Genomic DNA, 24330 nt, shown 5'->3' with positions numbered 1-24330 from the left:
CGCACACGTAAGGAACCCGACGCGATGAGCGCCTCCCGCAAGATTGCCTTCGTCGGCCTCGGCATCATGGGCAAGCCCATGGCCGTCAACCTGGTCAAGGCCGGCCACCACGTGACCGGCTTCGACCTCTCCCAGGCCTCGATCGACACCGTGGTCGCGGCCGGCGGCCACGGCGCCGCCAGCATCGCCGACGCGGTGAAGGACGCCGAGATCGTCGTCACCATGGTCCCGGCCGACCCGCACGTCGAGGCGGTCATCCTCGGCGAGGGCGGCGTCCTGGAGAACGTCCAGCCGGGCACCCTGGTGATCGACATGTCCTCGATCACCCCGCAGACCTCCATCAAGGTCGGCAAGGCCGCCCGGGAGAAGGGCGTGCGCACCCTGGACGCCCCGGTCTCCGGTGGCGAGGCCGGCGCCATCGAGGCGGTGCTGTCGATCATGGTCGGCGGCGAGGCGGCGGACTTCGCCGAGGCCAAGCCGCTGTTCGACGCGCTGGGCACCACGGTCGTCCACGTCGGCCCGGACGGCGCCGGCCAGACCGTCAAGGCCGCCAATCAGCTGATCGTCGCGGTCAACATCCAGGTGCTCGCCGAGGCCGTGGTGTTCCTGGAGAACGCCGGGGTCGACCTCGCCGCCGCGCTGGACGTGCTCGGCGGCGGCCTGGCCGGCTCCACCGTGCTCAACCGCAAGAAGGCGAACATGCTCAACCGCGAGTTCGCCCCCGGCTTCCGGATCGACCTGCACCACAAGGACATGGGCATCGTCACCGACGCCGCCCGCGCCGTGGGCGCCGCGCTGCCGGTCGGCGCCGTGGTGGCCCAGCTGGTCGCCTCCGCCCGGGCCAACGGCGACGGCTCGCTCGACCACTCGGCGCTGCTGCGCGGCGTCGAGCGGCTCTCCGGCCGCGACGTGGCGTAACGCGAGGTGGCGTAACGGCGTGGCGTAACGCGAGGTGGCGTGACGACATGGCGTAACGCGACATGGCGTAACCCGAGGTGGCCCAACACCTCCCGAAAGCTCCTCCTGGTGGCGTGTACCTGATCCGGTCGTGCCCGCGCCACCAGGAGGCCAGACCCGACCGGCGCGCGGGTAGGGGCTCATCCGCCCGCCCGCCGGTCGACCCAAGCCGGTGACGCGCACACCCTTCCCTGGGGGCACTTCGGTCGTGCCGTATGCGCGTCGCCTGGCCCCCTCCCCGCCGAGGGGAGCCCCTCGTACGTCGGAAGCGGGACGAGGGGAACGGCGGGGAGGGGGTCGCACCGACCACGGTCGTGCCGCCCTCCTCGGGCCCGGTCGCACGCCCGGCCGCACTGCCCTCCGGGGCACGGCCGTGCCGCCCTCCGCGGGTCCCGGCCGCGGCACCCGCGCGGGGGTCGCGGTCCCGGGGTCACCGGACCCATGCTTGTCGAACCACTGCCAGACCCCCGTACGGAAGTGAGGACCACCGATGCCCCCCACCCCCCTCCAGGGCCATGTGGTCGTAGCGCCGGACAAGTTCAAGGGCAGCCTGGAGGGCGCCGAGGTCGCCGCCCGGATCGCCGCCGGCATCCGGCGCGCCGCGCCCGGCACCGAGGTCCGCGAACTGCCCGTCGCCGACGGCGGCGAGGGCACCCTGGCCGCGGCGCTCGCGGCCGGCTTCACCCGGGTCCCGGCCAAGGTGGCCGGCCCGACCGGCCTGCCGGTGGACGCCGCGCTCGCCGTCCGCGGCGACACCGCCGTGGTCGAGCTGGCCCAGGCGTCCGGGCTGGCCCGGCTGCCCGGCGGCCGGACCGCTCCGCTCGCGGCCGGCTCCTACGGCGTCGGCCAGCTGATCGGCCGGGCGGTGTCGATGGGCGCCAAGCGGATCGTGCTGGGCCTCGGCGGCAGCGCCTGCACCGACGGCGGGGCCGGCATGGTGCAGGCCCTCGGGGTCCGGCTGCGGGACGTCGACGACGTCGAACTGCCGCCCGGCGGCGCCGCGTTGCGCCGGCTGGAGCGGATCGACCCCGGTCCGCTGGCCGAGCTGCTGACCGGCGTGGAGGTCGTGGTCGCCTGCGACGTGGACAACCCGCTGCTCGGCCCGCGCGGCGCCACCGCCGTCTACGGCCCGCAGAAGGGCGCCGACGGGGACGACCTGGTGGTCCTGGAGCAGGGGCTGACCCGCTTCGCCGACCGGGTCGCCGCGGTGACCGGGCGGGACGTGCGGGAGGCCCCCGGCGCCGGGGCCGCGGGCGGGGTGGGCTTCGCCGCCCTCGCCCTGCTCGGCGCCACCATGCGACCCGGTATCGAGCTGCTGCTCGAACTGCTGGGTTTCGACGAGGCCGTGCGTGGGGCACGCCTCGTCGTCACCGGTGAGGGCTGCCTGGACGCTCAGACGCTCCATGGCAAGGCCCCCGCCGGAGTCGCCGCGGCGGCTGCCCGGGCGGGGGTTCGGGTGGCCGCTGTGGCGGGTCGGCTGGAGCTGTCCGAGCCCGAGTGGCGGGCCGCCGGCTTCACCGCCGCGATCGCGCTCACCGACCTGGCCGAGCAGCCGGGGGACAGCATGACCAGGGCCGGCGAGCTGGCGGAGGTGGCGGGGGAGCGGTTGGCCGGGGCGCTGCTGCCGGGCTGAGCCCTCGTACGTTCCTCCATTGACGTTTTGTTGAAGGCGGGCCTAGGCTCCCGGCAATCCTTCGGATCCCGCCTACTCCGACCGCCCGTTCGACCATCAGTCGGACCATCCGCGAGCGCCTCCCCGGGCCGCGTGGTCCGGTGTGTCCCCGCGTACCCCGGGTACCCGCGAGTGCCCCCCGTCCCCGCCCAGTTCCAGGTTTCGGAGGTCCCCATGCCGTTCAGCCAGCCAGCGGTGATCCGCTCCCGCCGGGCGGTGCTGCCCGACGGCGAGCGCCCCGCGGACGTGCTGATCCGGGACGGCAGGATCGAGCAGGTCGCCGCCCACGGCTCGCTGGTGGTCGGCGACAGCGAACTCGTCGACCTCGGCGACACCGCCCTGCTGCCCGGCCTGGTCGACACCCACGTGCACGTCAACGAGCCCGGCCGCACCGAGTGGGAGGGCTTCGCCACCGCCACCCGGGCCGCCGCGGCCGGCGGCGTCACCACGATCATCGACATGCCGCTCAACTCCGTCCCGCCCACCACCACGGTCGCGGGGCTGGACGTCAAGCGGAAGACCGCCGAGGGCCAGGCCTGGGTCGACCTCGGCTTCTGGGGCGGGGCGGTCCCGGGCAACGTCGCGGACCTCGAACCCCTGCACCGGGCGGGCGTGTTCGGCTTCAAGAGCTTCCTCGCGCCGTCCGGCGTGGACGAGTTCCCGCACGTCGAGGCCGCCGACCTGGAGGCCGCCCTGGCCGAGCAGGCCCGGATCGGCGCACTGGCGATCATCCACGCCGAGGACCCGGCCGTCCTGGCCGCCGCGCCGCAGCAACCCGGCGTCCACTACCGGGACTTCCTCGCATCCCGGCCGGCCGGCGCGGAGACCGCGGCGGTCGCCCACCTGCTCCACACCGCCCGGCACACCGGCACCCGGGTGCACATCCTGCACGTCTCCTCGGCGGCCGTGCTGCCGCTGCTGCGCCAGGCCCGCGAGGACGGCGTACGGGTGACCGCCGAGACCTGCCCGCACTACCTGACCCTGGCCGCCGAGCAGGTGCCGGACGGCGACACCGCGTTCAAGTGCTGCCCGCCGATCCGGGACGAGGCCAACCGGGACGCGCTCTGGGAGGCCCTGGCGAACGGCGAGTTCGCCGCCGTCGTCTCCGACCACTCGCCGTCCACCCCCGACCTCAAGCTGCTGCCCGAGTACGGCGGCAGCGGCGACTTCGCGGCGGCCTGGGGCGGCATCGCCTCGCTGCAACTGGGCCTGCCCGCCATCTGGACCGAGGCCCGCCGCCGCGGCCACACCCTGGCCGACGTGGTGCGCTGGATGTCCTCCGGACCGGCCGAACTGGTCGGCCTCACCGGCACCAAGGGCGCCATCGCGGCGGGCTGCGACGCGGACCTGGTCGCCTTCGACCCGGACGGCGAATTCGCCGTTCACGCAAGCGAGTTGCACCACCGCAACCCGGTGACCCCGTACGCCGGACGGACCTTGAGCGGAGCCGTCCGCACCACCTGGCTGCGCGGCCGCGCGGTGGACACCGGCGCCGAGCCGTTCGGCCGGCAGCTCACCCGGCCCGACAGCTCCAGGCCCGACAACTTCCTTTCCGCCAACGGTTCCTGAGGCGACACCGCTTCCCGAACCGAAACCTTCTTCCGAGGAGAGCCAGTGACCACTGCCGACACCCCGAGCGCTCCCTTCACCGAGCTGGTCGACCTGGCCTCCCGACGGCTCGGCGCGGGCGTCGTCGCCACCAACGAGGACACCTTCGCGGACGCCGAGAACCTGCTGGTCGCCAAGCCCGCCGAGTTCCGCCCGCACACCTTCGGCCACAAGGGCCAGATCATGGACGGCTGGGAGTCCAAGCGCCGCCGCGGCGTCTCCGCAGAGCAGCCGCACCCCACCGACCAGGACCACGACTGGGCGATCGTGCGGCTCGGCGCCGGCGGCGTGATCCACGGCGTGATCGTCGACACCGCCCACTTCACCGGCAACTACCCGGAGAGCGCCACCGTCGAGGCCGCCTCCGTGCCCGGGCACCCCTCGCCCGAGGAGGTGCAGGCCGCCGAGTGGACGGTCATCGTGCCGCGCAGCCCGCTCCGGGGCGACACCGCGCACGAGTTCCCCGTCCAGGACGACGCCCGCTACACCCACGTACGGCTGAGCATCTTCCCGGACGGCGGCGTCGCCCGGCTCCGGGTGCACGGCGAGGTGCTGCCCGACCCGCGCGAACTGGACGGCCTCACCTTCGACCTGGCCGCCCAGGAGTACGGCGGCGTGGCCGAGGCGGCGTCCGACCGCTACTTCTCCTCCCCGCACAACCTGAACGCTCCCGGTCGCGCCTCCGTCATGGGCGAGGGCTGGGAGACCCGGCGTCGGCGCGACAAGGCCAACGACTGGGTGCAGATCGCCCTGGCCGGGGGCGGTGAGGTCCTGGCCGCCGAGGTGGACACCACCCACTTCGTCGCCAATGCCCCCGGCTGGGCCGACCTGATCGGCTTCGACGCCTCGACCGGGCAGGCTGCGACTCCGCAGCCGCCGGCCGACGGCGAGTGGTTCGAACTCCTGCCCCGCACCCGGCTGCAGCCCGACACCCGGCACCGCTTCCGGCTCGACGCCGGCCGCCCGGTGACCCACGTGCGGATCAACGTCTACCCGGACGGCGGCCTGGCCCGCCTCCGGCTCACCGGCCGCCTCACCGAGGCCGGCCGCGCGGCCCTCGCGCTGCGCTGGTTCAACGCCGTCCCGGCCGCCGAGGCCGCCGCCGCGCTCACCGGCGCCGGCCTGACCGCCGAGGAGGCCGCCGACCTGGCCGCCGCCCGCCCGCTGGCGGACCCGGCCGCGGCCACCGCCGCGGTCGCCGCCCTCCGCCCGGCCGACGGCCCGGACGGCGAGCACTCCGCCCGCCGCCGCTCGGCGCTGTGGCGCCTGCTGGGCGTCTGAGCCCGGCGCGGGCTCGCGTGCCCGCTCCACCTCTCCACGTACCGCCTTCACTCATCGCCTTCACGCACAGCCTTATCGACACCTGAAGGACCCTCCATGTCCAAGATCCTGACCACGGAGTCCGGCGCCCCGGTCGCCGACAACCAGAACTCGGCCTCGGCCGGCGAGTACGGCCCGCTGCTGCTCCAGGACCAGCACCTGCTGGAGAAGCTGGCCCGGTTCAACCGCGAGCGCATCCCGGAGCGCGTCGTGCACGCCCGAGGCTCCGGCGCGTACGGCTACTTCGAGGTCACCGACGAGGTGTCGAAGTACACCCGCGCGGCGTTCCTGTCCGAGGTCGGCAAGCGCACCGAGGTCTTCCTGCGGTTCTCCACCGTGGCCGGCAACCTGGGCGCCAGCGACGCGGTGCGCGACCCGCGCGGCTTCGCGCTGAAGTTCTACACCGAGGAGGGCAACTACGACCTCGTCGGCAACAACACCCCGGTGTTCTTCATCAAGGACCCGATCAAGTTCCCCGACTTCATCCACTCGCAGAAGCGCGACCCGTACACCGGCGTGCAGGAGGCGGACAACGTCTGGGACTTCTGGGCCCACTCGCCGGCCTCGACCCACCAGATCACCTGGCTGTTCGGCGACCGCGGCATCCCCGCCTCGTACCGCCACATGAACGGCTACGGCTCGCACACCTACCAGTGGGTCAACGCCGAGGGCGAGGCCTACTGGGTGAAGTACCACTTCAAGACCAACCAGGGCATCCGCAGCCTGGACGGCGGCCAGGCCGCCGAGGTGGTCGGCGCCGATGCCGACTCGCACCAGCGCGACCTCCACCAGGCCATCGAGCGCGGGGTGTTCCCGTCCTGGACCCTCTACGTCCAGCTGATGCCGGTCGCCGAGGCCGCGGACTACCGCTTCAACCCGTTCGACCTCACCAAGGTGTGGCCGCACGCCGACTACCCGCTGGTCAAGGTCGGCCGCCTGGTGCTCAACCGGAACCCGGAGAACGTCTTCGCCGAGGTCGAGCAGTCCGCGTTCTCGCCGAACAACTTCGTGCCCGGCATCGGTCCCTCCCCGGACAAGATGCTCCAGGGCCGGCTGTTCGCCTACGCGGACGCCCAGCGCTACCGCCTCGGCGTCAACCACACCCTGCTGCCGGTGAACGCCCCGCGCGCCACCGAGGCCGCCAACTACGGCCGGGACGGCCAGATGGCCGTCAACAGCGCCGGCCGCGGCAAGAACTACGAGCCCAACTCGTACGACGGCCCGGCCCAGAGCGACAGCGCGCTCGCCGCGCCGGTCAAGGTCGACGGCTACACCGGCACCTACACCACGCCGACCCACACCAAGGACGACGACTTCTTCCAGGCCGGCGAGCTCTACCGGCTGATGTCGGAGGGCGAGCGGACCCGTCTGATCGACAACCTCGCGGGCTTCCTGTCGCAGGTCACCCGGGACGACGTGGTGGAGAAGAACCTCGCCCACTTCCACGCCGCCGACGAGGAGTACGGCGCCCGGCTGGAGGCCGCCGTCACCAAGCTCCGCGCGGGCGACGAGGGCTGACCCGCCGCGGACCGGCTCCGTCCGCACCTCCGCGCACTCTCCGCGCCCTCTCGGTACCCCGCGCACTCTCCGCACCCTCGGAACCGCCGGGGCCCGCACCCCGGCGGTTCCACGACGGGCCTCTCCCCCCTGGGCAGTGGGGGAGGGGCCCGTCGGGCGTCGCGTGGACGGACGCGGCGCGGAAACTCCGCCAGCCGACCGGCCGTTGCTCCACGGAATGTTCACGGATATTCACGGACAGCAGCCGTCCGGGGCCGGGGGTGGATAGGCTGGAGAACGCCCGCGGTCGCTCCGTGGGGGGACATCGGAAGGGGACGACATGTCGACACCAGCCCCGGGTCGTCACGCCGCGCTGGACCAGGGCCCGACGGGCCAGTTCACCTCCCTGCAGCACGCCCTCAGACTGCTGGAGGCCGTCGACCGGCACCCCGACGGCGCCACCCTGGTCGGCCTCGCGCGGGAGACCTCACTGGGCCTGCCGACCGTCCGCCGGCTCGCGGAGATCCTCGAGATCGAGGGCTACCTCCAGTGCCAGGACGGCGGTTGGGTGCTCGGCGGCACCTTCGCCCTGCTCGGGCAGCACAACCGGGAGCAGCTCGTCAAGGCTCGGCTGAACCGCAAACTCGCCGAACTCCGGGACGAGTTGGGCGCCGCGGTGTACTTCACCCGGTACCACGACGGGGAGTTGTCGGTCGAGGCGGTCTCGGCCGCCGACTACGCGCCCGCCGTGCAGGAGTGGGTGGACTTCCGGGCCACCGCGCACGCCAGTGCGATCGGCAAGTGCCTGCTCGGCCAACTGGACGCGGACGGCCGGCGCGACCACCTCTCCCGGCACCCGGTCGCCCGGCTCACCTCCCGTACGGTCACCGACGCCGACCAGCTGATGCACCGGCTGGAGCGCCAGCCGGCCACGGTGCCGGTGCTGGACATCCAGGAGTACGCGCTGGGCACGGTCTGCGCGGCCGTCCCGGTCACGGCGGGCAGCACGGTCGGCTGTCTGGCCACCTCGATGCCGGTGGACAACATCCACAAGCTGAAGGCCGCCGCCGAACTGCTGGCGGCGCGGGCGGCGCCGCTGATGCTGGCGATGGCGGTCTGAGCGCCGCCCGCCCCCCTCGGGCCCCGTCGGACACTCCGTCCGACGGGGCCCGCGTGCTTTCCACGGGAGGGTTTCCGGGGCTGCCTCGCGGTGCACATCACTTATTAGACTCGATGTCGATAAGAGTCGTCGAACCCCTTGTCCCCACCGCTACCGGCGAGTACGTTTCGCAGAGTCGAGCCGCCGCCCCCAGGTCAGGAGGGCCTGCCATGCCCCGCTCCACCCCCGTCCCCGCCGTCGCCGCCCCCGCCGCGCGGGTGCACGAGAGCCTCGTCCTGGAGCCCCGGGACGTCCGCTTCGACTGGGCCCGGCTGCCGCTGCACTGGATCCCGGACGAGCCGATGGCCACCCACGTGATCAACGTGCTGCACCTGCTGCTGCCCGAGGGTGAGCGCTGGTTCGTCAAGGTGTTCAAGGAGGCGCTGCCGCTCATCCGGGACGAGCAGCTGCGCGAGGAGGTGCTCGGCTTCATCGGGCAGGAGGCCATCCATGCCGAGGCCCACCAGGAGGTGCTCGACCACCTGCTCGGCCAGGGGCTCGACCCGCGTCCGTACGTCCGGCAGATCTCCTGGCTGTTCCAGCGCGTCCTCGGCGACAAGCCGGGCCTGACGCCGGCGCAGCGGCGGGAGAACGTCATCGAACGGGTCGCCTTCGTCGCGGCGATCGAGCACTTCACCGCCTTCCTCGGCAACTGGGCGCTCAACTCCCCGGGCCTGGACCGGGCCAAGGCCGACCCGACGATGCTGGACCTGCTGCGCTGGCACGGTGCCGAGGAGGTCGAGCACCGCAGCGTCGCCTTCGACCTGATGGTCCACCTGGACCCGGGCTACCTGCGCCGGGTCCGCGGGATGGCGATCTCCGGGCCGCTGCTGGTGCACCTCTGGGTGCGCGGCGCCCGCTTCCTGCTCGCCGCCGACCCGACCCTGGAGGGGCGGCTCAGGCCCACCTGGCGGGAGGCCGGCCGGATCGCCAAGCGCGGACTGCTGCCGGACCCGGTCCGCTCCATCCGCTCCGGGCTGCGCTATCTGCGGCCGGGCTACCACCCGACCCAGGAGGGCTCCTCCAGCCAGGCGCTGGGCTACCTCGCCACCTCGCCGGCCGCCCGCGCCGCCGCCGGGCGCGGGTGACTGCGGACGGCTGACGAGTGACAGGTTTCAACGAACAGCAAACATCATCTGTTCGCTGAAATCTGAAATCTGAAATCTGAAATCTGTCAGCCGCCGGCCCGCCGCCCGCCCGCGCCCGCCCCGCCCCTCCCACCGCCAAGGACCCGCCCGGATGGACCTGCTCACCCCACCCCCCGACCTCTACGGCCGCCCCCGCGCCGACACCTTCATGCGCCGGCTCACCGCCTTCGGCGACCGCTACACCCCGGCCCTGGGCAGCCCCCTGCTGCGCCGCAACCCCCGCCGCGCGCTCAGCCGCCCCACCCCGCCGCTGCAACTGGTGGTCGCCGAGCGCCGCCGACTCGCCGTCGACGTGGTCGAGCTGAGCCTCGCCGACCCCTCCGGCAGCCCGCTGCCGCCCTGGCAGCCCGGCGCCCACCTGCGGCTCGCCCTGCCCTCCGGCCGCGAACGCCACTACTCGCTCAGCGGCGACCCCGCCGACCGCCACCGCTACCGGATCGCCGTCCGGCGGCTGCCCGAGGGCGGCGGCGGATCGGTCGAGGTGCACGACACCCTGCACCCGGGCGCCCGCCTCACCGCCCGCCGCCCGCGCAACGGCTTCGCCTTCTGTGCCGAGCCCGCCGTCCTCCTGCTCGCCGGCGGCATCGGCGTCACCCCGCTCCTCCCGATGGCCCGCGAGGCCCAACGGCACGGCCTCGACTGGACGTTGGTGCACGTCGGACGCAGCGCCGACACCCTCCCGTACACGGATGAGCTGCGCGCCCTCGCCCCGCACCGCGTCGTGCTGCGCACCGACGACGAGCACGGCGGCGTCCCCACCGGCGCCGAACTGCTCGCCCACGCCCCGCGTGGCGCCGCCGTCTACTGCTGCGGCCCGGCCCCGATGCTCGCCGCCGTACAGCGGGCGCTGGACGGCGGTTCGGTGGGGGTCGGCGGCTCGGTGGGGGCCGGGGGTCCGGCCCCCGCCCTGCACTTCGAGCGCTTCGGCGCCGCCCCGATCACCGGCGGCGCGCCCTTCGCCGTCCGGCTCGGCACCGACGGCCCGACCCTGGACGTCCCCGCCGACCGCTCCGCCCTGGACGTGCTGCGCGAGGCCCGCCCGGACCTCCCGTACTCCTGCCACCAGGGATTCTGCGGCACCTGCGAGGTCCGCCTGCTGGCCGGCACCCCCGAGCACCGGGACCGCCGCCTCACGCCCGAGCAGCGCGCCGCGGGCGCCCTGCTGCCCTGCGTCTCCCGCGCCGCCGAGGGTGAGACCCTCGTGCTCGACGTCTAGAAGGAGCCCCCCGATGCCCCCGACGGCGACCATGATGCCGGCTTTCCCCTACACCGAGCGCGACCTCGCCCGCTTCCGCGAGACCCAACAACTCGCTTACCACTGCGCCGAACAGGTCGCCGCCTGGATCGAACCGGGCGTCACCGAGCGACAGGCCACCGCCGAGCTGCGCCGCCGCCTGGTGGCCGCCGGGGTGCAGGACTTCTTCCACGTCCCGTTCGCCTGGTTCGGCGACCGCACGGCCTTCCGGCACTTCCACACCCCGTTGCAGTTCTTCGCCGGCAACCGCCGCCTGGAGGAGGGCATGCCGTACGTGCTGGACTGCGCGCCGATCGTGGACGGCTACACCGCCGACATCGGCTACGGCGGCAAGGTCGGCGAGAACCGGGTCTGGGACCGGCTGTCCGCCGACCTGAAGGTCTACCGCGAGCTGATCCTCGCCGAGGTGCGCGCCCGCAAGCCGCTGAACGAGGTGTACGCGGCGGTGGACGCGCAGATCGCCGCGCACGGCTACGACAACCGGCACCAGGTCTACCCGGGCCGGGTGATCGGCCACCAGGTCACCCGGACCACCGTGCGCGGCCCGGCCGGGGTGAACGTCTTCGGCTTCGGCGTGCGCACCCTGCAGACCCTCGGCCGCGAGCTCATCTCCGAGCGGCTGCACGGCCGTTCGCCGCTGTGGGCGGACGGCCGGTCGTCCCGGCACGCGCCCACCCCGGGGCTGTGGGCGGTCGAACCTCACATCGGCTTCCGCGGCGTGGGCATCAAGTTCGAGGAACTGCTGGTGGTCACCGAGGACGACGCCCACTGGCTCGACGACGACCTCCCGCACGTCCGCCGCTGGACCACCGCCGACGATTCGGCCACCATCGAGCCGACCGTCGCCGACCCGACCCGCGCCGACCACCCGACCGTCGCCGACCCGACCCGCGCCGACCACCCGACCGCCGCCGACCCGACCCGCGCCGCCGACCCGACCCGCGCCGACCACCCGACCGCCGCCGACCCGACCCGCGCCGCCGACCCGACCGACGAGCCGACCGCCCTGGAGGCCACCCGATGACGACCCCCCGTCCGTCCACGGCCGTCCGCCGCCGGACCGTCCACTCCGGCGGCCTGCCGCTGGCCGTCTTCGAGCAGGGCGACCCGGAGGCCCCCACCGTCCTCCTGGTGCACGGCTACCCGGACACCCACGTCGTCTGGGACGACATCGCCGCCGACCTCGCCCGCGACCACCACGTGGTCCGCTACGACGTGCGCGGTGCCGGCGAGTCGGCCGCCCCGGCCCGCCGCGAGGACTACCGCCTGGAGCGCCTGGCCGACGACCTGTTCGCGGTCGCCGACGCCGTCAGCCCGGACCGCCCGGTGCACCTGGTGGCCCACGACTGGGGCTCGATCCAGTCCTGGGAGGCCGTCACCGCCCCCGGCGCCGAGCACCGGATCGCCTCCTACACCACGCTGTCCGGCCCCAGCCTGGACCACATGGGTCACTGGCTGCGCCACCGGCTGCGCCGCCCCACCCCGCGCCACCTCCGGCAGCTGCTCCACCAGGGCCTCCACTCCTGGTACATCACCGCCTTCCACCTGCCCTTCCTCGCCCCCGCGGTGTGGCGCCTGGGCCTGGCCCGGGCCTGGCCGCGGGTGCTGCGCGATCTGGAGCAGGTCACCCCGCGGGCCGGCCACCCCCAGCCCACCCTGCGCCGTGACGCGGTCCGCGGCATCGAGCTGTACCGGGCCAACTTCCGCCCCACGATGGGCAGTCCGCGCGAGCGGCCGACCGAGGTCCCGGTCCAGCTGGTCACCCTGACCAGGGACCGCTACGTCGGCACATACCTCTCCGAGGGCCTGGAGCGCTGGGTGCCCCACCTGACCCGCCGCACACTGCACGCCGGCCACTGGTCGGCGCTGCTGGAGAAGGGAGCCACCGTGGCCGGCCTGGTCCGCGAGTTCACCGCCCGCATCGAAACCGCCCGCATCGAAACCGGCGGGCCGGCCCAACCGGCCGACGGCGACGGCCGGTTGGTGGTCGTCACCGGCGGCGGCAGCGGCATCGGCCGGGCCACCGCCCTGGCCTTCGCCGAGGACGGCGCCCGGGTGGTGGTCTGCGACCTCGACCTCGCGGCCGCCGAGCGCACCGCCGAACTCGCCTCGCTGATCGGCCCGCGAGCACACGCCTACCGGGTGGACGTCTCCGACGGCGCCGGGATGGACGCCTTCGCCCAGAGCGTCGCCGCCGAGCACGGCGTGCCCGACGTGCTGGTCAACAACGCCGGCATCGGCCACTCCGGGACGTTCCTGCAGACCACCGAGAAGGAGTGGCAGCGCGTCCTGGACGTCAACCTCTGGGGCGTGATCCACGGCTGCCGCGCCTTCGGCACCCTGATGGCCGACCGCGGCCAGGGCGGCCACATCGTCAACATCTCCTCGGCCGCCGCCTACCTGCCCGCCAAGGCGCTCACCGCCTACGCGACCAGCAAGGCCGCCGTCTTCATGCTCTCCGACTGCCTGCGCGCCGAGTTCGTCGGCCACGGCATCGGCGTCTCCACCATCTGCCCGGGCATCGTCAACACCAACATCACCCGCACCTCCACCTTCTCCGCCACCACCGCCGCCGAGCAGTCCGCCAAGCAGGCCCGCGCCGCCAAGCTCTACGCCCGCCGCGGCTTCCCGCCGGAGAAGGTCGCCACCGCGATCGTCACCGCCGTCCGCACCGGCAAGCCCGTCGTCCCGGTCACCCCCGAGGCCAAGGTCGCCCGTTTCCTCTCCCGCCTCAGCCCCGGCCTCCTCCGCCTCGCCGCCCGCCTCAACATCACCTGAGCCACGGTTGCCGCAGCGTCCGGGCGGCCCGCGGCACCTCGCCGGGGCTGTGAGAGCATCGAGGCCCATGGAGATGACAACCGCTCTGTGGTCCTTCGCCCTCGTCGTCGGGCTGCTCACGCTCACGCCCGGACTCGACACCGCGCTGATCCTGCGGACGTCCGCGCTGGGGCGGCGGCGGCAGGCCTGGGGAGTGGTGCTGGGGATCCAGACCGGCACGCTGATCTGGGGTGCGCTGACCTCGGCGGGGGTGACGGCGCTGCTGACCGCCTCGCAGGTGGCGTACGAGGTGCTGCGCTGGGCCGGCGCGGTCTATCTGGTGTGGATGGGCGTCGGGATGCTGCGCAAGCGCGGGGTCGAGGCCGCGGCCGAGGAGGAGCCGGTCGAGGGCGGGTTCGTCCACGGCTGGCGGCGCGGGACGCTGACCAATCTGCTGAACCCCAAGGTCGGGGTCTTCTACGTGGCGGTGCTGCCGCAGTTCATCCCGGCCGGGGCCCCGCACTTCGCCGCCGGGGTGGCGCTGACCTGCGTGCACGTGGTGGAGGGCCTGCTCTGGTCGACCGTCCTGGTCGGCTTCGCCCGGGTGCTGCGCGGCTGGCTGCGCCGCCCGGCAGCCCGGCGCCTGATGGACCGGGTGACCGGTGCGGTGGTGGTGGGTTTCGGCCTGAAGCTGGCGCTGGCCGACTGAACGAGCCGACCCGGTCCTCAGGCGGCGTGGGTCCGTCGGGTGGGCGCCGGTTCCTCGGAGGCCGCCGCGGTGTCGTGGTGGATCGGCCCGTCCCCGGCGCTCAGCGGCAGGCAACTGCCGCCGCGCCGGTGGGCGATGATCTCGGCGGCGACGGAGACGGCCGTCTCCTCGGGGGTGCGGGAGCCGAGGTCGAGGCCGATCGGGGAACGCAGCCGGGAGAGTTCGGTGTCGGTGAGCCCCGCCTCGCGCAGTTTGGCCTGCCGGTCGCGGTGGGTGCGCCGGGAGCCCATCGCGCCGACGTAGCCGACCGGCAGCCGCAGGGCGCGTTCGAGCAGCGGGACGTCGAACTTGGCGTCGTGGGTGAGCACGCACAGCACGGTGCGGCCGTCGATCCGGCCGAGCTGGGAGTCCAGGTAGCGGTGCGGCCAGTCGACCACGACCTCGTCGGCCTCGGGGAAGCGCCGGGCGGTGGCGAAGACGGGCCGGGCGTCGCAGACGGTGACGTGGTAGCCGAGGAACTTGCCGATCCGCACCACGGCGGCGGCGAAGTCGATCGCGCCGAAGACCAGCATCCGGGGCGCGGGCACGTAGGACTCGACGAAGCAGGTGACGGTGCCCTGTTCCTCTTCGTCGCAGGGCCGTCCGTCCAGGCCGAGTACGATCCGCCCGGTGCGGCCGGCGTCGAGCATGGCCCGGGCCTCCGCGACCAGGGCGCGTTCGAGCGCGCCGACGGTGGTCGGCCCGACCGAGAGCGCCCCCTGCCGCTGGTCGGCGGTGACGGCGAGGGTGGCTCCGAGCAGTGCGGCCGGGCCCTCGATCACCCGGGCGAGGGCGACGGGTGTCCCGTCGGCGATGTGGGCGAGGCCGGCGTCCATCCCGGGGTCGGCCCCGGGCACGACCGGCTGGACGAAGACGTCGAGGATCCCGCCGCAGGTCAGTCCGACGGCGAAGGCGTCCTCGTCGCTGTAGCCGAATCGCTCCAGGACGGGTTCGCCGGTGTCCAGGGCGGCCTGGCAGAGCTCGTACACCGCTCCCTCGACGCACCCGCCGGAGACGCTGCCGACGGCCTCCCCGGCCGCGTCGACGGCCAGCGCGGCTCCCGGGTCGCGCGGGGCGCTGCCGGAGACGCCGACGACGGTGGCCACGGCGAAGGACCGCCCGGACGCGTGCCAGGCCTGCAACTGCTCGGCGATGTCCTGCATGTCGGAGGCTCCTTACCCGATTCGACAGTAGCGGGGGACGCCGCCGTACGGGAAACGATCCCGTACGGCGGCGGTTGTGATCAAAGGACCGGGGGCACGGTGCTCAGTGCACGCCGAGCCAGGACTTGATCGGGCTGAGCGCGAAGTACACGACGAACACGGCGGTGAGGATCCACATCAGCACCCCGGGCTCGCGCCACTTGCCCTGGCCGGCCTTGATCACCGTGTACGAGATGACGCCGGCGGCGACGCCCGCGGTGATGCTGTAGGTGAACGGCATCAGCACGCAGGTCAGGAAGGCCGGGATGGCGACCTCGCGGTCGGACCAGTCGATGTGCCGGGCCTGGCTCATCATCATCGAGCCGATCACCACCAGGGCGGCGGAGGCGACCTCGACCGGCACGATGCCGGCCAGCGGCGAGAAGAACAGCATCAGGGCGAAGAGCCCGCCGGTGACGGCGGAGGCGAGGCCGGTGCGGGCGCCGTCGCCGACGCCGGTGGCGGACTCGACGAAGACGGTCTGCCCGGAGGCGCCCGCCAGGCCGCCGACCGCGCCGCCGGCGCCGTCGATGAACAGCGCCTTGGACAGGCCGGGCATCCGGCCCTGCTTGTCGGCGAGTCCGGCCTCGGTGCCGACACCGATGATGGTGGCCATCGCGTCGAAGAAGCCGGCCAGCACCAGGGTGAACACCGCGACGGAGGCGCTGATCGCGCCCAGGCCCTTGCCGCCGAAGGCGCCGAACAGGTCGACGTGGCCGAAGAGGCTGAAGTCGGGGGCGGCGACCGGGCTGCCGGGCCAGACCGGGACGGAGTTCGCCCAGGCCTTGGCCGGTACGTCGGCCAGCTTGTTGACGACGATGGCGACCACGGTGCCGCCGGCGATGCCGATCAGGATCGCGCCGCGCACGCCGCGCGCCATCAGCACGAAGATCGTGAGCAGGGTGAGGCAGAAGATCAGGACCGGCCAGCCGGAGAGTTCGCCGAACGGGCCGAGGGACAGCGGGGTGGGGCCGCCGGTGTGGACGAAGCCGGCCTTGTAGAGGCCGATGATCGTGACGAACAGGCCGATGCCGATGGTGATCGCGTGCTTGAGCGGCAGCGGGATGCCGTTCATGATCTTCTCGCGCAGTCCGGAGACCACCAGCAGCACGATCAGCAGGCCGTAGATCACGCACAGGCCCATGGCCTGCGGCCAGGTGGTGTGCGGCACGACGAGCGCGGAGACCGCGCCGGAGACCGAGAGCCCCGCGGCCAGGGCCAGCGGCACGTTGCCGACCACGCCCATCAGGATGGTGGTGACGGCGGCCGCGAGGGCGGTGGCGGTGGTCAGCGCGGCGTGGTCGAGCTTGACGCCGGTGACGTCCGCGCCGCTGAGGATCAGCGGGTTGAGCAGGATGATGTACGCCATCGCCATGAAGGTGGTGAGGCCACCGCGTAGTTCGTTGGCGAGGGTCGAGCCGCGGGCCGAGATCTTGAAGTACGCGTCGAGCGCGCCCTTCGGCCCTGGTGCCGGGGGCGAGGGGTGGGTCTCGTCCTCGGCGGATCTGTCTGCTTCGGTGGTGCCGGGCTCCGTGGGGATCCTGGTCATGTCCACTCCCAAGTGTCAAAGGGGGTTGGGGTGGGCGAGCCGACCTGATTGCCAGTCAACGAGGTTGGCAGAGGGGGACGGTATCGACTCACTGGGGCGCTCGGGTGGGGGGAGCGTCCGTGGTGCAGGTACAGGTACAGGTACAGGTACAGGTGCAGGTACAGGTACAGGTACAGATGCAGGTACAGCGCAGGTGCGGGTGGTGCGCACCACTGCGGAACCCCGGCGTGGGCGAGGGCAGCGGGTTGCTCCGGGGCGGCGGGGAAGACTCGGCGCCGCCCCGGAGGTCTGACTCCCGGGGTCAGCCGGGCTGTTCGGTGGTCAGGTGCTCCGGCCGGACCGGGATCCGGTTGAGCGCCAGACCGGTGGCGTTGCGGATCGCCGCCACGATCGAGGGGGTCGCCGACACGGTCGGCGCCTCGCCGACGCCGCGCAGTCCGTACGGGGCGTGCGGGTCGGGCAGTTCGAGGACGTCCACCGGGATCGGCGGGGTGTCCAGGATGGTGGGGATCAGGTAGTCGGTGAAGGAGGCGTTGCGCACCTTGCCGTCCCGGACGATGATCTCCTCCATCACCGCCAGCCCGAGCGCCTGGGTGCAGCCGCCCTGGATCTGGCCGACCACGGAGAGCGGGTTGAGCGCCTTGCCGACGTCTTGGACGGCGGTGAGCTCGACCACCTTGACCAGGCCCAGCTCGACGTCCACGTCCACCACCGCGCGGTTGGCGCAGAAGGTGTACTGGACGTGGCCGAAGCCCTGGCCGGTCTCCTTGTCGAAGGCCTGGGTGGGCCGGTGGTGGTGCTCGCGGGTGAGGTCGATCGCCTCGTCGCCGAGCAGGTCCACCATGGGGACGAGCACCCCGGCGCTCTCCGAGACGACCTTGCCGCCGGTCAGGACGATGTCGTCGTGGGTCCAGCCGTAGCGCTGCCGGCCCTTGGCGATCAGCTCCCGCCGGACGGCCTCGGCGGCCAGCTTCACGGCGCCGCCGGTCATGTACGTCTGGCGTGAGGCGGAGGTCGAACCGGCCGACCCCACCTCGGTGTTGGCCGGGTGGATGGTGACCTGCTCGACGCCCAGCTCGGTGCGGGCGATCTGGGCGTGCACGGTGACGCCGCCCTGGCCGACCTCGGCCATCGCGGTGTGCACCATGGCGACGGGCTCGCCGCCGATCACCTCCAGCCGCACCCGGGCGGTGGAGTAGTCGTCGAAGCCCTCGGAGAAGCCGACGTTCTTGATGCCGACCGAGTAGCCGACCCCGCGCACGATGCCCTCGCCGTGCGAGGTGTTGGACAGTGCGCCGGGCAGCGCGCGCACGTCCAGGTGCTCGGTGTCCAGCGGCGGGGGCAGCGGCATGTCCTTGGCCCGCTGCAGCAGTTCGGCCACCGGCGCGGGGGAGTCGATCTGCTGGCCGGTGGGCATGAAGTCGCCCTCCGACATCGCGTTCAGCTGCCGCAACTCGACCGGGTCCATGCCGAGTTCGACGGCCAGCTTGTCCATCTGGGTCTCGTAGCCGAACGCCGCCTGGACGGCCCCGAAGCCGCGCATCGCCCCGCAGGACGGGTTGTTGCTGTAGAGCGCGATGGCGTGCATCTTCACGTTCGGGATCACGTACGGGCCGTGCCCGAGCGAGGCCGCGTTGCCGACCACGGCGGGGGAGGCGGAGGCGTAGGCGCCGCCGTCCAGCACGATCCGGCAGTCGGCGAAGACCAGCTTGCCGTCCCGGGTGGCGCCGTGCTCGTAGTGCATCCGCGCCGGGTGGCGGTGGACGTGGCCGTAGAAGGACTCGTCCCGGGAGTAGACGATCTTGACCGGCTTGCCGGTGTGCTGGGCCAGCAGACAGGCGTGGATCTGCATCGAGATGTCCTCGCGGCCGCCGAAGGCGCCGCCGACGCCGGCCAGGGTGAGCCGGACCTTCTCCTCGGGCAGGTCCAGCACCGGGGCCATCTGCTCGCGGTCCACGTGCAGCCACTGGGTGGCGATGTAGAGGTCGATCCCGCCGTCCTCGGCGGGCACGGCCAGGCCGGACTCGGGGCCGAGGAAGGCCTGATCCTGCATGCCGACCTCGTAGTCGCCGCTGACGATGACGTCCGCCATCGCCCGCACCTCGTCGGTCACGCCGAGGCCGGAGACCAGCTTCTGCTCGTGGCAGATGTTGCCGTACGCGTGCGACTTGTACTCGTGCGGCTCGTGCACGTACCCGTACGTCTCCGGGTCCAGGCACTGCTCCTCGGTGACGATCGGGGTGAGCACCCGGTACTCGACCTTGATCTTCTTCACCGCGCGCCGGGCCGTCTCCGGGTGGTCGGCGGCGACCAGGGCGATCGCCTCGCCGTGGTAGCGGATCTTGTCGATCGCCAGGGCCGGCTGGTCCTGGATCTCCAGGCCGTAGTACTTGGAGCCGGGGATGTCCTCGTGGGTCAGCACCGCGTAGACGCCGGGCACCTTGAGCGCCTCGGAGATGTCCACGCTGAGGATGTCGGCCCGGGGGTGCGGCGAGCGCAGCGCCATGCCCCAGAGCATGTCCTCGTGCCACATGTCCGAGGAGTAGGCGAACTCGCCCTTGACCTTCAGGTTGCCGTCCGGGCGCAGCGGCGAGCCGCCGATGCCGTGCTTGGAGACCTGGTCGATGTTCTGCAGGTTCTTCTGGCCCTGGATCGTCCGAGTACTCACTTGGCACCAGCCTCCCCGGAGCACTTGCGGGCGGAGGCGAGCCGCACCGCGTCCATGATCTTCTCGTAACCGGTGCAGCGGCACAGGTTGCCCGACAGGGCCTCGCGGATGTCGTTGTCGCTCGGCTGGGAGTCCTTCTCCAGCAGGGCGTCGGTCTGCACCAGCAGCCCGGGGGTGCAGAAGCCGCACTGGACGGCCCCGGCGTCGATGAACGCCTGCTGGACCAGGCCCAGTTCGCCGTCCTCGTCGGCCAGGCCCTCGACCGTGCGCACGTCGCGGTCCTGCACCTGTCCGGCCGCGACCAGGCAGGAGCAGACCGGCACGCCGTCCAGGTAGACGGTGCACGAGCCGCACTCGCCCTGCTCGCACGCGTTCTTCGAACCGGGCAGGCCGACGCGCTCGCGCAGGACGTAGAGCAGGCTCTCGCCCTCCCACACGTCGTCGGCCTCGACCGGCTTGCCGTTGGCGGTGAACGTGACCCTCATGCCGCGCTCCTGATCTGCTTGCTGTAGTCGTTCCAACACCAGGTGAGGGTGCGGCGGGCCATCACGGCCAGGGAGTGGCGCCGGTAGTCGGCGGTGCCCCGGACGTCGTCGATCGGGGAGGCGGCCGCCTTCACCAGCTCGCCGAAACGCTGGATCACCTCGGTGCCCAGCAGTTCTCCGGACTCCCAGAGCCCGCGCTCGGCGAGCACGCCCTGGAGGTACTCCTCGGCCTCGACGGCGCGGCGCGGCGTGGGGGCGGCCGAACCGATACCGGTGCCGACGGTTCCGTTCTTGGGGTGCAGGGCGAAGCCGAACGCGCACACCGCGATCACCATCGCGTTGCGGGTGCCGATCTTCGAGAACTGCTGCGGGCCGTCCGCGACCGGGATGTGCACCGCCCGGATCAGCTCGTCCGCCTCCAGGCTGTTGCGCTTGACCCCGACGTAGAACTCGTCGATCGGGATCAGCCGGGTGCCGCGCACCGAGGCCGCCTCGACGAACACGTCCCGTCCGGCCGCCAGCAGCGCGGGGTGCGCGTCACCGGCCGGGGAGGCGCCGCCGAGGTTGCCGCCGACGCCGCCGCGGTTGCGGATCTGCGGCGAGCCGACGGTGTGGGCGGCCAGGGAGAGCCCGGGCAGCGGCCCGGACAGCTCCGCGATGATCCGGGCGTACGGGACGGAGGCGCCGAGCCGGACGACGCTGCCGTCGTTCGTCCATTCGGTGAGCTCGGTGACGCGGTTCAGGTCGAGAATCGCGGATGGCCGGTGCACGTCGAAGTTCAGCTCGACCATGACGTCCGTGCCGCCCGCGATGGGCAGCGCGGTCGGGTACTCAGCCTTCGCCGCGAGAGCCTCGTCCCAGGTGGCGGGCCGAAGGAACTCCATGCGGGTTTCTCCTCAAGTCTTCGCCGACCGGGTGTCCGGCGGCGTGTCGCCCAGTGAACTCCTGTGACCGGGGCCACTGGCAGTCACCGATGGCATGAAGCCCCGGCTGTGAGCCGGCCCGGCATCCTGTACGTTCCTCTAAGCAGGAGAATCCCGCAGCCCAGGTCTCCGCCGGGTGTCACCTACGACCGTAATCCGGCCGTGACGCACGGTCCATGGGCCCGTGCCGCGGCCGCCCCTTGGTGCGTAACACCGAGCACGGATGTTCGGGCACACTGTCACCCCTCGGGCGGCGCGTCCGGCCGCCCCCACCCCTCGATCCGGCCCCCGGCCCCGCCCCCGCCCCCGTTCGAACCCCCTGTTCCAGCCCCCGTTAGGAGTCCGCGGATGCGTGTCCGTGACCTGCTCGCCCCCGGCGCCCCACGACTGCGCCTGCTCGCGGCCGAGGAGGAGCTGGACCGGCAGGTCAGCGGTGTGATGACCACGGACCTGCACGACCCCGGCCGCTACCTGCACGGTGGCGAGCTGGTGCTCACCGGGATGCTCTGGCGCGGCGGCCCGGCCGACTCCGAGCGGTTCGTCCGGACCATCGCGGCCGGCGGCGCCGTCGCCCTGGCGGCCGGCGAGGCCGAGGTCGGCCCGGTGCCCGAGGACCTGGTCGAGGCCTGCCGCCGGCACCGGATGCCGCTGCTGGCCGTCCCCGACGACATCGCCTTCGGCACCGTCACCGAGTTCATCGGCCGTCAGGTCTCCGCCGACCGCGCCGCCGACCTCGCCGCCCTGGTCGACCGGCACCGGCTGCTGGTCTCGGCGGCCGGCGGCGGAGGACTGGACGCCGTGCTGGACCTCCTCGGCGGCGACCTCGACCTGGACTGCTGGGTGCTCACCCCGACCGGCGGGGTGATCGCCGGCCCGGCCGACCGGCTCACCGCCGAGGACCGCGACCAGCTGGTCCGCGCCCACCTCGCCGCCCAGCGTCAGCGCCGCCGCCCCCCGCACCGGGCCCGGCTGGCCGGGGGCGCCTACTCGTTGCTGCCCGCCGCGGCCTCCGCCGAGCAGGACGCCCCGCAGCCCGGGTCCCCGCTGGCCGACTGGGTGCTCGCGGTGGCCGGCGACGTCACCGAGTGGACCACCAAGCGCCAGCAGCTCGCCGAGAACCTGGCCCGGCTGGTCGCCGCCGAGCGCCACCGCCGGGACGAGGGCCGCCGGCTGCGCCGTCGGCTGGCCGACGAACTGCTCGCCCTGCTGCGCCGCGACGCCGACCCGGCCGAGATCAGCCGCACCCTGTACGCCTCCTCGGCGATGGCCGCCCGCTACGAGAGCCCCGAGCCCAAGTCCCCGACGAAGGACGCGTCCTGGCTGGTGCTCAGCGCCGAGGGCACCGGCCTGCCGGAGGGCACGGTGCGGTCCGTCCTGGAGGAGGCGCTCGGCGGCCTCAGCGACCGGGCCCTGGTGGCCGGCGCGGGCCACGGCGCCGTGGTGGTGCTGCCCGCGCTGGACAGCCCGGTGCCCGCCGACACCCTGCGCGAGCTGCTCGCCCCGCTGGAGGCCGGGCTCGGCTCGGAGGGCCGGATCACCCTCGGCGTCTCCGCCCCCGCCCCGGAGGCCGGCGGCCTGCGCGGCGCCCTGGAGGAGGCCCGGCACGCCCGCCGGATCGCCGCCGCCCGGGTCGGCCGGGTCTGCGTGGCCGGCCCCGAGGAGTTGGCCTCGCACGTGCTGCTGCTGGCCGCAGTCCCGGACGAGGTCCGCCGGGCCTTCCGCAGCCGGCTGCTGGACAAGGTGATCGCGTACGACATCGAGCACCAGGCGGACCTGGTCCGCACCCTGGAGGCGTTCCTGCGCTCGGACGGCTCCTGGACCCGCTGCGCCGGGCAGCTGCACGTCCACGTCAACACCCTGCGGTACCGGATCGGCCGGATCGAGGAGCTGACCGGGCGGGACCTCTCCCGGCTGGAGGACCGGGTGGACTTCTACCTGGCGCTGGAACTCGCCTGACCGTTTCCTGTCAGTTCCGCCCGATGGACGCCGGTCCCAGGAAAGGCCGGTTCCTGGGAGGTGGCTGGAAGCGCCCGGAACCCGCCGGAACGGCCGAGGGCCTGCCGGAACGGCCGAGAGGGCCCGCCGCGAACACTCGCGGCGGGCCCTCTCGGCCGGATGGCGGGCAGGTCACTGCACCGGGATGATCCCGGTCAGCCACTCGAAGGCGCTCGGCACCATCCGCTTCCACATGTCGGTGGTGTGCGGGCCGGTGCTCTCCTCGACCTGGACCTTGGTCGGCTCCTTGGCCGCGGCGGCGATCGCCTGGCCGTCCTCGTAGCCGTCCCCCTTGGCGCCGCTGACCAGCAGGGCGACCTTTGGCGGCTGCTGGGCGGACTTGAGGATGTTGACCGGGTTGTTCTCGGTGCGCAGCTTCGGGTCCTTGCCGACCAGCGAGTCGCCCTCGGTCGCCGGGTCGTTGTAGCCGGACATGGCGATGGCGGCGCGGTAGCGGTTGGGGTGGGCCAGCGACAGCTTGGCGGCGCAGTGGGCGCCGGCCGAGTAGCCGGCGATCGCCCAGCGGTCCGAGGACGGGTCGGCGCGGAAGTTGTCCAGCACCATCTGCGGGACGTCGCGGGTGATCCAGGCGTCCGCGTTGATCTTGCCGGGGATGTCGGTGCAGCCCGCGTCCTGGTGGCTGCCCAGCAGCAGGGTGCGCGGCGAGACCAGGATGAACGGGGCGACCTTGCCCTGCTGCATCAGCGGCTTGAGCTGCTCGGAGACCTTGAGGGTGCCGTACCAGGTGGAGGAGGAGCCCGGGTAGCCGGGGATCAGCTCGACCACGGGGAACTTCTTGTCCTTGAACGCCGGGTCGTTGTACTGCGGCGGCAGCCAGACCAGCACCTCGCCGTCGACGCCGGACACCTGGCCCTTGAGCTCGGTCTTCTGGACGTCCCCGGGCACCGCCGGGTCGTTCACGCCGCCGAACTTCTGCAGCACCTTCGGCGGCTGCTTGGCCGTGTCGCCGGAGCCGTCCTTGGCGTTGCCGGCCGGGTCCACCGGCGCCACCGAGGGCACCGCGCGGACGTGGTCACCGGTGCCGAGCAGGTCGTCCCAGTTGCCGTAGATCAGGTTCGCGTTGTTGACCATCACGAACACCATCAGCACGGCGGTGACCTGGCAGAACATGATCATGACGATCCGGGACAGGGTGCGCACCGGCTGGGGGCCGCGCACCTTCCCCCAGAACAGCAGCGCCACTGTGATGGACACCGGCACCAGGATGACGGTGAGGATGAGGAATGGCGTACCTGTCAGTTCCATGCGTTCTCGTATCCGGGTCGCTCGCCGCCCGGGCCCCACTCGCCCGAACGCACGTCAATGGCATCAGACGGCAGCGAACCGATGATCGGTTGCCGTCCGAATCTGTGCGGAACCTGAGAGG

General features: G+C 73.1%; 17 protein-coding genes and 1 pseudogene. 12 read left to right on the top strand and 6 right to left on the bottom strand.

All coding sequences use genetic code 11. The annotated features are described in order from the left end of the window. Positions 1–24: 24 nt before the first annotated feature. The 11 genes and pseudogenes from ACZ47G_RS29490 to ACZ47G_RS29440 all read left to right on the top strand — a co-directional run bounded on the left by ACZ47G_RS29490 (position 25) and on the right by ACZ47G_RS29440 (position 14082). Positions 25–918 carry a 2-hydroxy-3-oxopropionate reductase gene (locus ACZ47G_RS29490; protein WP_465747785.1) on the top strand — a complete coding sequence of 298 codons (894 nt, stop codon included), beginning with the start codon at positions 25–27 and terminating at the stop codon, positions 916–918. A gap of 529 nt (positions 919–1447) precedes the next feature. Next, on the top strand, positions 1448–2590 hold the full coding sequence (locus tag ACZ47G_RS29485) for a glycerate kinase (RefSeq protein ID WP_465747783.1): 1143 nt from the start codon (positions 1448–1450) through the stop codon (positions 2588–2590). A gap of 213 nt (positions 2591–2803) precedes the next feature. Beyond that, positions 2804–4198, top strand: a complete 1395-nt coding sequence (gene allB, locus ACZ47G_RS29480; protein ID WP_465747781.1) for an allantoinase AllB — start codon at positions 2804–2806, stop codon at positions 4196–4198. Between the two features lie 45 nt (positions 4199–4243). Further along, a pseudogene (alc, locus tag ACZ47G_RS29475) lies at positions 4244–5305 on the top strand (allantoicase); the annotation flags it as partial. 309 nt (positions 5306–5614) lie between these two features. After that, complete coding sequence (locus tag ACZ47G_RS29470; protein WP_465747779.1) at positions 5615–7075, top strand: catalase; 1461 nt, start codon at positions 5615–5617, stop codon at positions 7073–7075. A 319-nt stretch (positions 7076–7394) separates the two neighbouring features. Continuing rightward, positions 7395–8174, top strand: coding sequence for an IclR family transcriptional regulator (locus ACZ47G_RS29465; RefSeq protein ID WP_465747777.1), 780 nt, complete (start codon positions 7395–7397; stop codon positions 8172–8174). Positions 8175–8383: 209 nt separating this feature from the next. Next, positions 8384–9301 (top strand): metal-dependent hydrolase, encoded by a 918-nt coding sequence (locus tag ACZ47G_RS29460; RefSeq protein WP_465747775.1) that lies wholly within the window; start codon positions 8384–8386, stop codon positions 9299–9301. 151 nt (positions 9302–9452) lie between these two features. Further along, positions 9453–10577 carry a PDR/VanB family oxidoreductase gene (locus ACZ47G_RS29455; protein WP_465747773.1) on the top strand — a complete coding sequence of 375 codons (1125 nt, stop codon included), beginning with the start codon at positions 9453–9455 and terminating at the stop codon, positions 10575–10577. 13 nt (positions 10578–10590) lie between these two features. After that, positions 10591–11640 (top strand): M24 family metallopeptidase, encoded by a 1050-nt coding sequence (locus tag ACZ47G_RS29450; protein ID WP_465747771.1) that lies wholly within the window; start codon positions 10591–10593, stop codon positions 11638–11640. Next, positions 11637–13394 carry an SDR family oxidoreductase gene (locus ACZ47G_RS29445; RefSeq protein WP_465747769.1) on the top strand — a complete coding sequence of 586 codons (1758 nt, stop codon included), beginning with the start codon at positions 11637–11639 and terminating at the stop codon, positions 13392–13394. The genes ACZ47G_RS29450 and ACZ47G_RS29445 overlap by 4 nt, the downstream gene beginning before the upstream one ends. A gap of 67 nt (positions 13395–13461) precedes the next feature. Beyond that, positions 13462–14082: a LysE family translocator gene (locus ACZ47G_RS29440; protein ID WP_465747767.1), complete on the top strand. Its 621-nt coding sequence runs from the start codon at positions 13462–13464 to the stop codon at positions 14080–14082. Between the two features lie 17 nt (positions 14083–14099). On the opposite strand, the gene ACZ47G_RS29435 is transcribed toward ACZ47G_RS29440, so the two are convergent. The 5 genes from ACZ47G_RS29435 to ACZ47G_RS29415 all read right to left on the bottom strand — a co-directional run bounded on the left by ACZ47G_RS29435 (position 14100) and on the right by ACZ47G_RS29415 (position 20909). Beyond that, positions 14100–15284 (bottom strand): XdhC family protein, encoded by a 1185-nt coding sequence (locus ACZ47G_RS29435; RefSeq protein ID WP_465747765.1) that lies wholly within the window; start codon positions 15282–15284, stop codon positions 14100–14102. 103 nt (positions 15285–15387) lie between these two features. After that, a complete protein-coding gene (locus ACZ47G_RS29430) occupies positions 15388–16872 on the bottom strand; it encodes an NCS2 family permease (protein ID WP_465747763.1) in 1485 nt (494 codons plus the stop codon). Positions 16873–17173: 301 nt separating this feature from the next. Then, positions 17174–19540: a xanthine dehydrogenase subunit D gene (pucD, locus tag ACZ47G_RS29425; RefSeq protein ID WP_465747761.1), complete on the bottom strand. Its 2367-nt coding sequence runs from the start codon at positions 19538–19540 to the stop codon at positions 17174–17176. Next, the gene (locus tag ACZ47G_RS29420; protein WP_465747759.1) at positions 19537–20025 is read right to left on the bottom strand and encodes a (2Fe-2S)-binding protein; all 489 of its coding nucleotides are present in this window, start codon (positions 20023–20025) and stop codon (positions 19537–19539) included. The genes pucD and ACZ47G_RS29420 overlap by 4 nt, the downstream gene beginning before the upstream one ends. Next, the gene (locus ACZ47G_RS29415) at positions 20022–20909 is read right to left on the bottom strand and encodes an FAD binding domain-containing protein (protein ID WP_465747757.1); all 888 of its coding nucleotides are present in this window, start codon (positions 20907–20909) and stop codon (positions 20022–20024) included. Before ACZ47G_RS29415 ends, ACZ47G_RS29420 begins: the two co-directional genes overlap by 4 nt. 387 nt (positions 20910–21296) lie before the next feature. Between ACZ47G_RS29415 and ACZ47G_RS29410 the strand changes: the two genes are divergently transcribed. Next, complete coding sequence (locus tag ACZ47G_RS29410; RefSeq protein ID WP_465747755.1) at positions 21297–22904, top strand: PucR family transcriptional regulator; 1608 nt, start codon at positions 21297–21299, stop codon at positions 22902–22904. A 171-nt stretch (positions 22905–23075) separates the two neighbouring features. Here the strand turns inward: ACZ47G_RS29410 and ACZ47G_RS29405 are convergent, their stop codons facing one another. Beyond that, complete coding sequence (locus ACZ47G_RS29405; protein WP_465747753.1) at positions 23076–24158, bottom strand: alpha/beta hydrolase; 1083 nt, start codon at positions 24156–24158, stop codon at positions 23076–23078. Between the last annotated feature and the right edge of the window lie 172 nt (positions 24159–24330).

This window comes from Kitasatospora sp. NPDC030952 (genome assembly GCF_055571335.1).
This window is presented reverse-complemented; position numbering and strand designations above follow the sequence as displayed.